The organism is Luteimicrobium album (assembly GCF_030161555.1).
GTDB classification, from domain to species: Bacteria; Actinomycetota; Actinomycetes; order Actinomycetales; family Cellulomonadaceae; genus Luteimicrobium; species Luteimicrobium album.
Window position 1 is genome coordinate 2,413,815 of record NZ_BSUK01000001.1, and the last position, 14,485, is coordinate 2,428,299.

A 14,485-nucleotide genomic window follows, 5' to 3' on the forward strand; every position below is an offset into this window, starting at 1 on the left:
CCAGCAGACCCAATCCTGCTCCGTCTGCTCCGTCTGCTCCGTCTGCTCCGTCTGCTCCGTCTGCTCCGTCTGCTCCGTCTGCTCCGTCTGCTCCGTCTGCTCCGTCTGCTCCGTCTGCTCCGTCTGCTCAGGCTTCGGTGGCGCCCGTCATGATCGCTACGGCATCGGTCATCGAATGGCTCTGAGGAGTGACCACAGCTGCTCGCTTGCCGAGCCGCTGGATGTGGATCCGATCAGCGACCTCGAACACATGGGGCATGTTGTGGCTGATCAGCACGATGGGGATCCCGCGGTCGCGAAGCGTCAGGATCAGGTCGAGCACCTGCCGGGATTCTTTGACTCCCAACGCAGCAGTCGGCTCGTCGAGGAAGATGACGCGGTCGGCGAACGCGGCAGCCCTTGCGACGGCGACAGCCTGGCGTTGACCCCGGAAAGTGTGTCGACGCTCTGATGCATGTTCTGGAGCGTCCCGATGCCGAGGTCCTTCATCTTTGCCGCGGCGTCACGGGTCATGCCGGCAGCGTCGAGCTTGCGGAACACAGTGCCCGCAACGCCGGGCAGCCGCCGTTCCCGGCCCAGGAACATGTTCTGCGCGATCGTCAGCGCGGGGGAGACGGCGAGGGTCTGGTACACGGTCTCGATTCCGGCTGCTCGCGCGTCTTGTGGGCGTCGGAACGTGACGGGAGAACCGTCAAGCTCGAGCGTCCCGCCGTCCGGACGTTCGGCGCCGGTCAGGCACTTGATCAGTGTCGACTTTCCGGCGCCGTTGTCGCCGATGACTGCGAGGACCTCTCCTGGCATGAGTTCGAAGTCTGTGCCGTCGAGACCGACGACCTTCCCGTAGGTCTTGATCAGACCGTTGGCGGCGAGAACAGGGTTGCCTTCGTTGCGGGCGATGCGGTGTTCATGCCTTCACCTTCCGGATCCATTGGTCGAGTCCAACGGCGACGATCGTGAGCACGCCGACGGCGAGGTTCTGGTAGAGCGCGTCGACTCCGACGAGGAAGAGCCCGTTGCGAAAGACCGTCACGAGCACCGACCCGACGACCGCGCCGATGATCGACCCGCGACCACCGGCAAGGCTGGTGCCACCGATGACGACCGCAGTGATCGAGTCCAGATTGACTGTTGTCGCTGCTTGCGGGCTCGCCGCAGCTGTCCGGCCAATCAGAACCCAGCCAGCGATCGCCATGATCACGCCTGCAGCGATGTACACGCTCATGCGTACGCGTGAGACGCGGATCGCCACCAGTCGTGCCGCCTCGGAGTCGTCGCCGACAGCGAACACGTGCCGTCCCCAGGAAGTCTGCAGCAGCATGTAGGAGAGGACGAGGTAGAGCACTGCGACGACGACGATGCCCCAGGTGAACGTGAACCCAGCGATCTTGAACGACTTGCCGGTGAGGTTGATCAGGCTGCCGAACTTGCCGGCATCGATCGACTCGCCTCCTGAGACGAGCGTGACCAGAGCGCCGAAGATGCTGAGAGAGCCGAGCGTCACGATGAACGGGTTGAGCTTGAATCGGGCGATCATGCTGCCGTTGAACGCGCCGAGGGCCGCGCCGGCCGCGGCTCCGGCAAGCAATGCGATCACGTCGGGCAGTCCAGCGTCCGCCGAGAGCTTGCCCACGACGAGAGTGGTCAGCACCATCAGGGAGCCCACCGAGAGGTCGACTCCTCCTGAGATCAGAACCAGAACCTGACCGGCTGAGACGGCCGCCAGGACCGCTGACTGCTGGAGCACGAGCGACAGGTTGACCGCCGCCGAGAACTGAGCACTGATCGCCGAGAAGCACATCACCGTCACGATGAGGATCGCGAGCGGGCTGGACCACGGGTGGCGGTGGACGAAGTGCTGGATCTTCTGCCCGATGTGGCGTCTGCGCTCCGCAAACTCCTCGTCCGCCGTGCGGGGCTGGACCTCGATGGTTGTCATGAGGGACTCCTGTGTCGTTCGGCAGCCGTCAGAAGCAGAGCTTGGCCGCTTCGGCGGACGTGATGCTGTCCACCCCGGAGATCGGGTCGTCTGTGACCAGCGACGATCCGCTGTTGTAGTAGTCGAGCCCATCCGACGGGCTCGGCTTCGTCCCGTCCTTGATCTGGGCGACAGCGGCCTGCATCGCAAGCTGAGCCATCTTCCCCGGGTACGTCTGTGCGTCGACCGTCAGCTCGCCGCGCTTCATCGCGTCGATGCCGTCGCAGCTGCCGTCGAAGGTCGCGATCGTGACGTCCTTGGTCTTTCCTGCGGCCTTCAGGGCCTGGTAGGCACCGAACGCCGAGGGCTCGTTGATCGTGTAGACGACGTTGACGTCCGGGTTCTTCGACAGGCAGTTCTCCATCGCCGTTCGCCCACCATCTTGGGTGGCCTGTGTGGGTTGGTGACAGATGACCGTGTACGTCCCACCGTCGAACGAGCCGCTCGCCGCCTCGTCGCCCTTGACGTTCTCGTCCTTGACGTCGATGCCCATCCCGGCGAGGAAGCCCTGGTCGCGGTCGATGTCGACCGGGATCGTCTGGTCGGCGAAGACATCGAGCATGGCGATGTTCACGTGCTCACCCTTGACCTTGGCGGCCACCCACGCGCCGAGCTGCTTCCCGACCACACGATTGCCGGTCACGTAGGACATGTCCACGGCCGAGGTTGGGTTGGTAGGGTTGTCGACCGCGTACACGACGACTCCCGCGTCGCGCGCTTTCTTGATCGCTGGGTTGATGCCCTCGGCGAACGGCATCACGAGAATGGCTTTTGCACCCGAGGCGACCGCGGACTCGATCTGCTGAGTTTCAACGTCCGCACCCGCCCCGGACGCCACCGTCTGCACCGACAGCGAGACGTTGAGCTTCTTCGCCTCCGCCTCGGCATCAGTCTTCATCTTCAGGTAGTACGGGTTGGTCAAGTCCACCCCTACGAGCGCCATCTTGATGGGGGAATCGCCCCCACTGCCGCCGCTCGAGCCACGGTCACACGCCGCGACCAGGGTGAGCACAGAGCCGAGCGCTGCCGCCGCGGCCAGAGCGCGAACCGAACGCGAGCAGCGTCCGTCAAGAGAAGAGTTCATGGGATTGCTGCTTTCTGGATCGTCGTTGATCGGGATTGCTGGTCAGAGCCAGTCGGAGATGAGCGAGAGGACGAGGTCGAAGTCGTCCCGGAACAGCGAGTGCGTGAGGCCGGGTGCAAGGCGCACCACGAACCCACGCTCCTGAGCGGTCGCGTGGTCCTTCGCGGCGAAGACCGTGTCCTTCTCCGCCGCGATCGCCAGGGAGGGGACCAGAGCGCGCTCGGGCATACCGCTGAGCCTCACATCGGTGATGGTTGCTGCGGTGGCTGGGTCCCACAGCCGCCACGAAGCGACGTCCACCTCGATCGCCTTCTCGCTCCATGCAGGGAAGTCGTGGCGAAGCGTTGCGGCGAGCTCCTCATCGGTCATCGATGGGATCGCGCTCAAGTCCGGGAAGAGGTTGGGGGCGCCCTCCTCGGGCAGCGACCACGGCGGATCGAAGTAGATCGCCTTCGAAGGAAGCAGTTCCGGCACGGTCAGCGCCGTCACCTGTGCACCCAGCGAGTGCCCGATGATCAGCTCGGGGCTCTCGCCGATCGTTTCTACGACGTCGGCCGCGTACTCGGGCAGCGTGTAGGACGTGGCCCTGGGACTGTGGCCGTGTCCGCGAAGGTCGACCGCCTTCACGTGGTAACCGCGCCTCAGGAGCTCGGGAGTCAGTTCCCACCAGTCACCAGAGTCACAGTTGAACCCGTGGATGAGGACGGCGATCTTGTCGCCTTCCCCGGACTCGCGGACGTTCAGCTTCATTGCTGCACCTACCTTTTTGTCAGGCTGTCGCCGGGTGGATCTCTCCGGATCCGCGCGGGATCAGTTCCGTGGGGATGATGTGGGTCTTCGTCGGGGTGTCGGTGCCGTCCAGGCGGTCGAACAGCAGATCGGCTGCCAGTGCACCGATGCGCTCCGGGTTCTGTGCGACCACCGTCAGAGCGGGTGCCAGCAGGTCCGCAAGAGGCAGGTCGTCGAACCCAACCAATGCCACGGTTCGCTCAAGGCCACGCTGGCGAAGTGCCTTGATCACACCCACCGTCAGCAGGTTCTGGCTGCTGAAGATGGCGGTCGGGGGTTCCGCCAGGTCGAGCAACGAGATGGCAGCCGCAGTGGCGGTCGCTTCGTCGTGCACGCCCATCACGGTGTGGCAGTCGCCTGTCGGTATGCCGTGGCGCCCGATCTCGGCGAGGAACCCAGCACGGCGGCTGCGAGCCGACTGGATCGAGTCGAGGTCGCCGAGATAGGCGATACGCCGATGGCCGTGCTCCACGAGATGGCGCGTACCCACCGCGGCGCCCTTCTCGTGGTCACTCATGACCACATCGGCCTCGATCCCGGTGGGGGCGCGGTCGACGAAGACCAGGGGAGTGCCGAAAGACTGTTCCGCGTGAAGATAGCCCTGGTTGGGCAGACTCGCTGTGATGACGAGCCCATCGACGCGGCGGCGCAGGAGCGCCTCCACCGTGGGCTGTTCACGCTCGGGGTTGTCGTCCGTACTCGACGCGAGCACGGCCACCCCGCGGGTGGCGGCTTCGTTCTCGATCGCACGGTTCACGGCCGCTGCGAACGGGTTGGCAACACTCGAGACGACCACCCCGATCGTGTCGCTCGTGGTGTTGCGCCGAAGGCTTCCGGCACGCTGGTCAGGGCGGTAGCTGAGTTGCGCGATGGCGGTCTCGACCCTCTCGCGTGCCTCCTGCGAGACTTTGGGCTCGTCATTGACGACGCGTGAGACCGTCTTCTGGCTGACGCCCGCCAACGCGGCCACATCCCGCAGCGTCGGCCTGCGGCGAGGAGTCGCGCTCATGGTCTGGCCGCTTCGAGCGACCGGAGATGCGTCAGAGTCGACTTCCCGCCGACGACGAGGGACGCGATCGCCCGATTGAACGCTCTGCTGTGATTAGCGGCGAGGTGCGACTGGAAGTCGGACTCGGATCGGTACTCCTCGAGCACGACGACGACGTCCTCGTCGCCATGCTCCACGTAGGGCATGAAACGGATGCATCCAGGCTCTCGGCGGACGGTCCTGGCGTGGTCGACGACCATCGCGTGGACGGTCCCTTGCATAGCAGACATGCAGCGCATGTAGGCGACAACGATGACGCTCATCGACTGATCCGCCGGACTGTGGCGACAGGCACGGTGGTTCCTCCTCGAACCGGCACTCGCCTCGATGCGAGTGACAACGTGATCATCTTGAAGAAGGTCATCTCTCAGTGTCAAGTCCAAGTCCCGATTTCAGTCATGTGACTGAGGGTGACAACGATGTCGCATCAGGCCCTTCTCCTTCGGAATGAGCGCGCGGAGCGTCGGTCCGACTGGCGTCGAGGAGTCGGTGGTCGGGCTTCGTCAGACGGCGGCCCGTACGTTGGTCCAGACCCTCGTCGACCGAGACAGGTCGCCTCGCACCCGAAAGTGAGCGACGAGGGCATCGGGAGCCCACTTAGGATGACGCCATGACCCACATCCTCTCGGCCGTGGCGTGGCCGTACGCGAACGGCCCGCGCCACATCGGTCACGTCGCTGGTTTCGGTGTCCCGTCGGACGTCTTCTCCCGGCACATGCGGATGGCGGGTCACGACGTGCTCATGGTGTCGGGCACGGACGAGCACGGGACCCCGATCCTGGTGCAGGCGGAGCAGGAGGGCGTGACCCCGCAGCAGCTCGCTGACCGCTACAACCGGGTCATCGTCGAGGACCTGGCGCAGCTCGGCCTGTCGTACGACCTGTTCACGCGCACGACGACGCGGAACCACTACGCGGTCGTGCAGGAGATGTTCCGCACGGTCCACAAGAACGGCTACATGGTCGAGCAGACGTCGATGGGTGCGATCTCGCCGTCGACGGGCCGCACGCTGCCGGACCGCTTCATCGAGGGCACGTGCCCGATCTGCGGGTACGACGGTGCGCGCGGCGACCAGTGCGACAACTGCGGCAACCAGCTCGACCCGATCGACCTCATCAACCCGGTGAGCCGGATCAACGGCGAGACCCCGAAGTTCGTGGAGTCGAACCACTTCTTCCTGGACCTGCCGGCGCTCGTGGACGCGCTGGACGCGTGGCTGCGCACGCGCACGAACTGGCGTCCGAACGTCCTGAAGTTCTCCCTCAACCTGCTCGACGACGTCCGCCCGCGGGCCATGACGCGCGACATCGACTGGGGCATCCCGGTGCCGCTGGAGGGCTGGGAGGACAACCCCGCCAAGCGTCTGTACGTGTGGTTCGACGCGGTGATCGGCTACCTGTCGGCGTCGATCGAGTGGGCGCGCCGCTCGGGCGACCCGGAGGCGTGGCGGGCATGGTGGAACGACCCGGCGACGGTGTCGAACTACTTCATGGGCAAGGACAACATCACGTTCCACTCGCAGATCTGGCCGGCGGAGCTGCTGGCGTACGCAGGCAAGGGCAGCAAGGGCGGCACGCCCGGACGGTACGGGGAGCTGAACCTGCCGACGGAGGTCGTGTCGAGCGAGTTCCTCAACGTCGAGGGCCAGAAGTTCTCGTCGTCGCGCGGCGTGGTGATCTACGTGCGCGACATGCTGGCGCGCTACCAGACGGACGCGTTCCGCTACTACGTGGCGGCGGCCGGCCCAGAGAGCCAGGACGTGGACTTCACGTGGGCCGACTTCCTGCGCCGGAACAACGACGAGCTCGTCGCGGGCTGGGGCAACCTGGTCAACCGCACGGCGAACCTCGTGCACAAGAACTTCGGCGCGATCCCGACGCCGGGCCAGCGGCAGCCGGTCGACGAGGCGCTGCTCGCGACCACGACGTCGGCGTTCGGCACGGTCGGCAACCTGCTCGAGACGCACCGCCAGCGCGCGGCGATCGGCGAGGCGATGCGCGTCGTCGGCGACGTCAACAAGTACGTCTCGGACACCGAGCCGTGGAAGCTCAAGTCGGACCCGGACCGGCTCGCGACGGTGCTGCACACGGTGACGCAGGCGGTGAGCGACTGCAACACGCTGCTCGCGTCGTTCCTGCCGCACTCGGCGCAGCAGGTCCACGAGACGTTCGGCGGGTCGGGCACGGTGACGCCGCTGCCGCGCATCGAGGAGGTCACCGACCTCGACGACGACGCGCGGCACTACCCGGTCATCACGGGCGACTACACGGGCGGCGACCTGCTCACGTGGGAGCCGCGCGCCGTCGTGCCGGGGACGCCGGTCGCGAAGCCGACGCCCATCTTCACGAAGCTCGACGACTCGATCGTCGACGAGGAGCTCGAGCGGCTGCGCGAGAAGGCCTGACGCGCGTGGCGTCGCGCGAGGAGCGCCGGCGGCAGAGGTATGCGTGGCCGCCGACCCCGGAGCCCCTCCCGGTCCCGGTCGTCGACAACCACACGCACCTCGACTCGATCCACCACGTCCTGGGCGGGGTCGGGCCCGGCGGCACCTGGTACCCCGACGGGCCCGACGGCGCAGCGGACCCCGTGCACGTCCCGACGGTCGTCGAGCACCTCGCCCGGGCGGCGGAGGTCGGTGTGCCGCGCATGGTCACCGTCGGCTGCGACCTCGACGCCGTGGCGTGGACGGACGCGGTCGTCCGCGCGCACGACGCGCTCGTCGGCGCCGTCGCGATCCACCCCAACGAGGCGGTGCTGCACGCGGGCGTGCGCGAGGTCGGGCCCGACGGGCTCGAGCCGGACCCGCAGCCGCGCCACGAGGTCCCGCTCGACGACGCGATCGCCCGGGTCGTGACGGTCGCCCGGGAGAACCCCAGGATCCGCGCGATCGGCGAGACCGGCATGGACCTGTTCCGCACCGGCCCGCAGGGGGAGCAGGCCCAGCGGGAGTCGTTCCGGGCGCACCTCGCGCTCGCGAAGGAGCTCGGCCTGCCCGTGCAGATCCACGACCGGGACGCGCACGCCGAGGTCGTCGACGTGCTCCTCGCCGACGGCGCCCCCGAGCGCACGGTCTTCCACTGCTTCTCGGGCGACGCCGCCCTGGCCCGCCTCGCGGCTGAGCACGGCTGGTACCTGTCGTTCGCGGGGCCTCTGACGTTCGGGGCCAACGACGCGCTGCGTGCCGCCCTCGTGGTGACGCCGCTCGACCGCGTGCTGGTCGAGACGGATGCCCCGCACCTCACACCCCATCCGTTCCGTGGACGCCCGAACGCGCCCTATCTCCTGCCGCACACGGTCCGCCGGGCGGCCGAGGTGAAGGGGCTCGAACTGGCGGAATTCTGCGCCGCCGTCGTCCGGAACACCGCCGAGGTGTACGGCTCGTGGTGACGGTGCGGGCAGGTCGGGGAGGTCGGTGGATTGACGCATACCGTGACCCGTCCGTTATCTTCGTCTCCAACGACCGGCGGTCACGGCTGCCGGCGGTCGGGGGAACGACGAAGTGCCTGCTTGGACCGCCCTGTCCCGCCGACGATCGGATCACGCGTGATCGACGAGATGCCCGCCCCCGGGTCTTTCCGACGCGCCGTGAGCTGCGCGAGGCACGCGAGCGCGAGGAGCGCGCCCGTGAGCTGAGCCGGGCGCAGGCCGCGGACCACCCGGCGCCGGAGACCGTGCTGCGACGCGAGCTCCACTTCGCCCCGGTCGGTGGCGCCCCGGACACGGCGCGCTCCACGGCGTCGCTGCACGTCGGGCCGCCCACCCGGGCCCGCGACGTCGCGACGGGGCGCCCGGCGACCACCCGTCCGGCTCCGCCGCTCGCCAGCCCGACCCGGACGGCGCCCTCGCGCTCGCACCGTGCCGACGGCGTCGGCCGCCACGGTGCGCGCGACGTGGACGTCCCGCGGCTCGCGGGTGCGTGGTCGCGCCGGACCTTCCCGACGCCGGCCGTCCCGTCCACGCCGCCGGTGCCCCCGCCGCCGTGGGGCATGCTGCAGACGCCCTCAGGGGCCGTCCCGGTCGCCGAGGCGCCGTCGGGGCTCATGCCGATGGTGGACACGCCGTCGGGGCCGGTGCCGGTCGTCCCGACCGCGCCACCGCCGCCGCCGGACCTGACCGTCGAGCCCGTCGTCGACGCGGAGGTGCGGCACACTGCGGACGCCCACCCCGCGCTGTTCCGCGCGGAGACGCGGTCGCAGCGGACCCGCACCCGTGAGCGCACGCACGGCACGAGCCGGCATGTGCGCTGGGGCGCGCAGGCGATGGTCCTGGCGGCCGTCGTCGGGACGACCGGCGCGTTCACCGTCTACCACCGTCACCTCGACCTTGACGTCGACGGGAGCACGCGCAGCGTCGACGCGTACGGGTGGACGGTCGGCGACGTCCTCAAGCAGCAGCACGTCGCCGTGAAGGCCGGGGACGTCGTGGAGCCCGCGCTGTCCGCGCCGGCGCGCGGCGTCGACGAGATCGTCGTGCGGACGAGCCGTCAGGTCACGATCGAGAAGGACGGCGAGCTCAAGACCATCACGACGACGGCGTCCACGGTCGGCGAGCTGATGGACTCGCTCGGCGACCGCGCCGACGGTGCCGTCGCCTCGGCGTCCCGGTCGGAGGCCCTGGGCCGCGAGCCGCTCCGCATCTCCACGACCAAGTCGGTGCACGTGCTGGTCGACGGCCAGGACGTCCCCGTGACGACGGCGGCGGCGACCGTGGGCGAGGTGCTCGCGGACGCGGGCGTGGAGCTGGGCTCGAAGGACACGACGTCGGCACCGGCGGGTGCCGCGGCCGTCGACGGCATGGTCGTCGTGGTGAACCGCGGGAAGTCGTCGACGTCGCACGTGACGCAGGTCGTCGCGTTCGACTCGAAGGAGACCAAGGACCCGTCGCTCCCGAAGGGCCAGAAGGTCGTCAAGACGGCGGGCCGGGTCGGCACGATCGAGCGGACCTACAAGATCGCGACGAAGGGCGGCGTCGAGGTCTCGCGCACGCTGCTCAGCGAGAAGGTCACCGCGGAGCCGGTCGACGAGGTCGTCCTGGTCGGGACGATGGACGTGCCGGACCCGGCGACGGTCGTGGTCTCGCCGGGCTCGGCGCAGGCGATCGCGAAGGCGATGGTCGCGGACCGGGGCTGGGACTCGTCGCAGTTCTCGTGCCTGGTGTCGCTGTGGAACCGTGAGTCGGGCTGGCGCGTGAACGCGGCGAACCCGAGCGGCGCGTACGGCATCCCGCAGGCGCTGCCGGGCTCGAAGATGGCGAGCGCCGGGTCGGACTGGCGGACGAACGCCAAGACCCAGATCACGTGGGGCCTGAGCTACATCGCGGGCCGGTACGGCACGCCGTGCGGCGCGTGGGCCCACTCGCAGGCGTCGGGCTGGTACTGACCGGCCGAAGTGGGTCGGCCGTCCAGGTCACTCGTCCAGTTGGACGGTCGTCCCAGTTGGAGTCGTCCCCGGGACGGCCTGTGCTCGCCCGGTGAAGATCTCGGCTTCCGTTACGGATGAACCGGGCGCGACCTCGCACACCTCGCACCGGCGGTTTGGTAGGCGCCCGGGCGACGCCTAGCGTCGTGCACTCGAACCGCCGGATCGGCGGACGGAGCCACCGGGCGACGCTACGGGCGTCGCCCGAACCGTGCCCTGGAGCTCGTCCGGGTCCGGCGCAGCCTCGCGGCGGCGTCGCGTCCCGCCACGCCTCCGGGGCCCATGGCTGGGAGCGCTGTCACGGCCCTCACCGCCCGTCGTGCCCGGACGGCACCAGCAAGGATCTGCATGACTTCGCCTCGCCAGCACTCCGAGCCCACCAGCACCCTCGACACCCGCGCCGAGCGCCACCGCGCCGAGCGCGCCCATCGCCTCCGCCGCCGCCTCGTCGCGGTCGGCGCCACGGTCGGCGGCCTCGCCGTCGTCGGCGGCATCGCGGTCGCCCAGGCCTCGAGCCTCGGCAGCACCCCCGCCGACGCCGCCGCGTCGCCCAGCTCGACCTCCTCGACCGCGGCCAGCACGCGAGCCGCGACCTGACCGACGGCCGCACCCCGCTGACCGGAACGCCGATCAGCGCCAAGAAGAGCGCCACGACGTCCACCGCCCTGCCGACGGGGACGATCCACGTGGTCGCGACCTCGTGGAAGGTGAGCACGACGACGGCGACGGGCACCACGCCGACGACCGTCGGCAAGCTGCTCGCCACGCACGATGTGCGCCCCGACTCCAACGACCGGATCGTCCTGACGCCCCCGGCCGCAGCCGACAAGAAGGCCGGCGTCGTCGCCACCGTCACCGTGCACAAGGTCGACGTCACGAAGAAGACGACCAAGGCGGCATCGAAGGCCGGCACGGTCGTCAAGAAGGACTCGCACCGCCTCGCGTCGGCCGGGACCAAGGTCCAGCGCGCCGGCAAGGACGGCGTCAAGACCACGGTCCAGCGCGTCACGACGATCGACGGCAAGGTCGCCGACCGCAAGACGCTCAAGACCACGGACACCGCGGTCGACGCGATCCTCGTCAAGGGCACCAAGGCCGACCCGCGGCCGGCCGGCCCTCGGGCGCCAAGGCGATCGCCGCCTCGATGGTCGCGGCCCGCGGCTGGGGCAGCGACCAGTTCCAGTGCCTCGTGAACCTCTGGAACCGCGAGTCTGGCTGGAGCGTCACAGCGACCAACGCGTCGAGCGGCGCCTACGGCATCCCGCAGTCGCTGCCGGCCTCGAAGCTCGCCTCGGCGGGCTCGGACTGGCGCACGAGCGCCCGGACCCAGATCACCTGGGGCCTGAACTACATCGCCGGCTCCTACGGCACCCCGTGCGGTGCCTGGGGCCACTCGCAGGCGACCGGCTGGTACTGACCGGCACACGGTGCGGGGCGCCGGCGAAGCCGTCCCACACCTGACCGCCGCCGTGCGCCGGCATTTCTCGGAATGTCGGCGCACGGCCGTCGTCCGCCCTGTCGGGCAACAAGAGCGCACTTCCAGCGCTATCACGAAACGATCACGACCGCACATTTCCTCGGTCCTCTCCGTCGGCCCCGCGCCGCGTCCGGAGGGCCGTGCGGCATGACCCGAGGACTCTCCCCATGGCCCTGAGCCCCTTGACCGCGCGCCCCTGCGCCGTCGGCCCCGCCGCGCGCTGGTGTCCGGCCTCGTCGCCCTGACGCTCACGAGCGTCGGCGTCACCGGCAGCGTCGCGCTCGCCCCGACGACCGCAGGTGCGGCGACGGCGACCACGCCCGTCGCGGGCGCGGTCACCACGACGACCACGGCGCACCGCACGACCAGGCTGCCCGCCGGGACGACGGTCCGCCTCGTCGCGACGAGCTGGAAGCGGAACCTCGTCACGACCGCTCCGGCGACCGTCGGCGCGCTCCTCGCCGCCAAGAAGGTCAGCCCCGACGGGAACGACCGCCTGCGGCTCAGCCCTGCGAGCGCCGCGGACAAGCGTGCCGGTGTGGCCGCGACCGTCACGGTCCAGCGTGTGACGGTCGGCAACGTCACGACGAAGAAGCACGTCAAGCGCACCACGAAGGTCGTCAAGGACCGCAAGCGCTACAAGGTCCTCGGCTCCTACGTGAAGCGCAAGGGCCACGCCGGCACTCGCACGACCGTCGCCCGCGTGACGCGCGTCGACGGCAAGGTCACGGCCCGCAAGGTGCTGAAGAACCGCTCGACGATGGTCACGAAGGTCGTCGTCAAGGGCACCCGCAAGAGCCCCAAGCACGCCACCGTCGGCTACTCGAAGGCCATCGCGAAGGACCTGGTCCGCCGCAAGGGCTGGAGCACCCACCAGTACCAGTGCCTCGTCTCGCTGTGGAACCGCGAGTCGGGCTGGCGGGTGTCGGCGCACAACGCGAGCAGCGGCGCGCACGGGATCCCGCAGGCTCTGCCGGGCCGCAAGATGGCGAGCGCGGGACCGGGCTGGCGCACGAACGCGAAGACCCAGATCACGTGGGGGCTCGGCTACATCAAGGGCCGTTATCACACCCCTTGCGGCGCGCTGTCCCATTCGCACCACTACGGCTGGTACTGACCTGGCCTGACCGTCTCCCGCCGTTTTCTCCACGAATTCCCGCCGCCTTGGATAAGTTTCCGGTAATACCGGGCACAAATCCGCACAGGGGTTTCGTAGTAGATCACGGATCGGTTACGGTCGAACGCTGACAGCCGGATCGGAGCACGAGGACCGGGCGGGCCACGGCCCGCGCACCGGGTCGCGGCAACCCCGCGACCCGGCCCCGGGGCGCCACGCGCGCCACCTCGCCTCCGTGCCCGGACAGCTCGACGACTGGACTCGAGTGACTTCTCCGCAGGACACCCCCCAGGGCAGCACGCCGGGCACCGAGCCCGTTGCCACCACTTCCCGGGCCCGCCACCGCCGCTGGCCCTGGATCGCCGCCGGGGCCGCCGTCGCGGTCCTCGTGAGCGGAGGCGCTGTCTACGCCGGCGCCCACAAGTCCGTCACGCTCGACGTGGCGGGCGAGACCACCAAGACCGGCACGTTCTCGGGCAGCGTCGGCGACCTCCTCCAGAAGAAGGGGATCGAGCTCGGCGAGTACGACGTCGTCTCGCCCGCCCCGAGCAGCTCGCTGCACGACGGCGAGCGCATCGTCGTCCGCTACGGCCACCAGGTCACCGTGGACGTCGACGGCACCAAGACCACCGTCTGGACCACCGCGCTCGACGCCGGCGAGGCGCTCGGCGCCCTCGAGGCCCGCGGCTCCGACGTCAGCCTCGTCGCCAACCGTTCGCAGTCCGACGGCCGCCCGGCCCTCGGCGTCGATCTCGCCGAGTCCGGCCCCGTGGCCGTCGTCGCCGACGGGAAGACGCGCGTCGTTCAGGACCCGAGCGAGGGCGTCGACAGCGTCCTCACGCAGCTCGGCCTCACGCTCGGCGCCCGTGACCGGGTCTCCGTCGAGCCGCGCACGGGCTCGCCCGACGTCGCGCTCGTCGTCGAGCGGGTCGCCGTCAAGACCGAGAAGTCGACCAAGCCGGTCGCGTTCAAGACCGTCCAGAAGAAGGACGCGTCGCGCTACGCCGACCTGGGCTCCGTCGTCACGAAGGCCGGCAAGAAGGGCGTCTACACGACGACCTACAAGGTCACCTACGTCGACGGCAAGGTCGAGACGAAGGCCGTGACCGCCAAGGGCGTGACCACGAAGCCCGTGTCGAAGGTCGTCGTGACCGGCACCAAGGCGCGGCCCGTCGTCGTCGAGAAGCCGAAGGCCACCACCGCCACGTCGTCGTCGTCGAAGTCGAGCTCGTCGTCGAAGTCGTCCTCGTCGAGCTCGTCGTCGAAGAAGTCGTCCTCCAGCTCGTCGGGCGGCGGCGGCGCCCCACCTCGGGCGTGTGGGCCAAGCTCGCGGCGTGCGAGTCGGGCGGCAACCCGAAGGCCGTCAACCCGGCCGGGTACTACGGGCTCTACCAGTTCACGGTGAGCACGTGGCACTCGCTCGGCGGTAGCGGCCTGCCGACGGACGCCTCCGCCGCGACGCAGACCGCGCTCGCGCAGAAGCTCCAGGCGCGCTCGGGCTGGGGCCAGTGGCCCGCCTGCGCCGCCAAGCTCGGTCTGCTCTGAGCGACCTGGCACACCCCTGGCCGGTAGGCTCAT

The 14,485-nt window shown here is 69.5% G+C and carries 14 protein-coding genes and 1 pseudogene; 9 read left to right on the forward strand and 6 right to left on the reverse strand.

Translation table 11 applies throughout. The features are described from left to right. Positions 1 to 127 precede the first annotated feature (127 nt). The 6 genes and pseudogenes from QQK45_RS12490 to QQK45_RS12515 form a co-directional block, all read right to left on the reverse strand. Positions 128 to 897: pseudogene (locus QQK45_RS12490) on the reverse strand (ATP-binding cassette domain-containing protein). 7 nt (positions 898 to 904) lie between these two features. Continuing rightward, complete coding sequence (locus QQK45_RS12495; RefSeq protein WP_284293535.1) at positions 905 to 1,936, reverse strand: ABC transporter permease; 1,032 nt, start codon at positions 1,934 to 1,936, stop codon at positions 905 to 907. A gap of 28 nt (positions 1,937 to 1,964) precedes the next feature. Then, positions 1,965 to 3,059: a substrate-binding domain-containing protein gene (locus tag QQK45_RS12500; RefSeq protein ID WP_284293536.1), complete on the reverse strand. Its 1,095-nt coding sequence runs from the start codon at positions 3,057 to 3,059 to the stop codon at positions 1,965 to 1,967. Positions 3,060 to 3,101: 42 nt separating this feature from the next. Continuing rightward, on the reverse strand, positions 3,102 to 3,809 hold the full coding sequence (locus QQK45_RS12505; protein ID WP_284293537.1) for an alpha/beta fold hydrolase: 708 nt from the start codon (positions 3,807 to 3,809) through the stop codon (positions 3,102 to 3,104). Between the two features lie 19 nt (positions 3,810 to 3,828). After that, the gene (locus QQK45_RS12510) at positions 3,829 to 4,818 is read right to left on the reverse strand and encodes a LacI family DNA-binding transcriptional regulator (RefSeq protein WP_348525221.1); all 990 of its coding nucleotides are present in this window, start codon (positions 4,816 to 4,818) and stop codon (positions 3,829 to 3,831) included. Positions 4,819 to 4,853: 35 nt separating this feature from the next. Then, on the reverse strand, positions 4,854 to 5,159 hold the full coding sequence (locus QQK45_RS12515) for a putative quinol monooxygenase (protein ID WP_284293538.1): 306 nt from the start codon (positions 5,157 to 5,159) through the stop codon (positions 4,854 to 4,856). Between the two features lie 347 nt (positions 5,160 to 5,506). On the opposite strand from QQK45_RS12515, the gene metG reads away from it, so the two are divergent. The 9 genes from metG to QQK45_RS12560 all read left to right on the forward strand — a co-directional run bounded on the left by metG (position 5,507) and on the right by QQK45_RS12560 (position 14,452). After that, the gene (gene metG / locus QQK45_RS12520; protein WP_284293539.1) at positions 5,507 to 7,300 is read left to right on the forward strand and encodes a methionine--tRNA ligase; all 1,794 of its coding nucleotides are present in this window, start codon (positions 5,507 to 5,509) and stop codon (positions 7,298 to 7,300) included. 5 nt (positions 7,301 to 7,305) lie between these two features. Next, positions 7,306 to 8,283, forward strand: coding sequence for a TatD family hydrolase (locus tag QQK45_RS12525; protein ID WP_284293540.1), 978 nt, complete (start codon positions 7,306 to 7,308; stop codon positions 8,281 to 8,283). A 284-nt stretch (positions 8,284 to 8,567) separates the two neighbouring features. Then, on the forward strand, positions 8,568 to 10,274 hold the full coding sequence (locus QQK45_RS12530; RefSeq protein WP_284293541.1) for a resuscitation-promoting factor: 1,707 nt from the start codon (positions 8,568 to 8,570) through the stop codon (positions 10,272 to 10,274). 387 nt (positions 10,275 to 10,661) lie between these two features. Further along, entirely contained in the window at positions 10,662 to 10,910 is a 249-nt protein-coding gene (locus QQK45_RS12535; protein WP_284293542.1) for a hypothetical protein, read from the forward strand. A 110-nt stretch (positions 10,911 to 11,020) separates the two neighbouring features. Next, on the forward strand, positions 11,021 to 11,506 hold the full coding sequence (locus tag QQK45_RS12540) for a G5 domain-containing protein (RefSeq protein ID WP_431310269.1): 486 nt from the start codon (positions 11,021 to 11,023) through the stop codon (positions 11,504 to 11,506). Next, positions 11,503 to 11,730 carry an aggregation-promoting factor C-terminal-like domain-containing protein gene (locus QQK45_RS12545; RefSeq protein ID WP_431310270.1) on the forward strand — a complete coding sequence of 76 codons (228 nt, stop codon included), beginning with the start codon at positions 11,503 to 11,505 and terminating at the stop codon, positions 11,728 to 11,730. The genes QQK45_RS12540 and QQK45_RS12545 overlap by 4 nt, the downstream gene beginning before the upstream one ends. 283 nt (positions 11,731 to 12,013) lie before the next feature. Further along, positions 12,014 to 12,907 carry an aggregation-promoting factor C-terminal-like domain-containing protein gene (locus tag QQK45_RS12550; RefSeq protein ID WP_284293543.1) on the forward strand — a complete coding sequence of 298 codons (894 nt, stop codon included), beginning with the start codon at positions 12,014 to 12,016 and terminating at the stop codon, positions 12,905 to 12,907. A 235-nt stretch (positions 12,908 to 13,142) separates the two neighbouring features. Then, positions 13,143 to 14,312 carry a resuscitation-promoting factor gene (locus QQK45_RS12555; RefSeq protein ID WP_284293544.1) on the forward strand — a complete coding sequence of 390 codons (1,170 nt, stop codon included), beginning with the start codon at positions 13,143 to 13,145 and terminating at the stop codon, positions 14,310 to 14,312. Beyond that, on the forward strand, positions 14,222 to 14,452 hold the full coding sequence (locus QQK45_RS12560) for a transglycosylase family protein (protein WP_284293545.1): 231 nt from the start codon (positions 14,222 to 14,224) through the stop codon (positions 14,450 to 14,452). The genes QQK45_RS12555 and QQK45_RS12560 overlap by 91 nt, the downstream gene beginning before the upstream one ends. Positions 14,453 to 14,485: the final 33 nt, after the last annotated feature.

Bases quoted from the DNA above. Each gene is read 5' to 3' on its own strand.
- QQK45_RS12495 (WP_284293535.1), bottom strand. From the start codon at position 1,936: ATGACAACCATCGAGGTCCAGCCCCGCACGGCGGACGAGGAGTTTGCG.
- QQK45_RS12500 (WP_284293536.1), bottom strand. From the start codon at position 3,059: ATGAACTCTTCTCTTGACGGACGCTGCTCGCGTTCGGTTCGCGCTCTG.
- QQK45_RS12505 (WP_284293537.1), bottom strand. From the start codon at position 3,809: ATGAAGCTGAACGTCCGCGAGTCCGGGGAAGGCGACAAGATCGCCGTC.
- QQK45_RS12515 (WP_284293538.1), bottom strand. From the start codon at position 5,159: ATGAGCGTCATCGTTGTCGCCTACATGCGCTGCATGTCTGCTATGCAA.
- metG (WP_284293539.1), top strand. From the start codon at position 5,507: ATGACCCACATCCTCTCGGCCGTGGCGTGGCCGTACGCGAACGGCCCG.
- QQK45_RS12535 (WP_284293542.1), top strand. From the start codon at position 10,662: ATGACTTCGCCTCGCCAGCACTCCGAGCCCACCAGCACCCTCGACACC.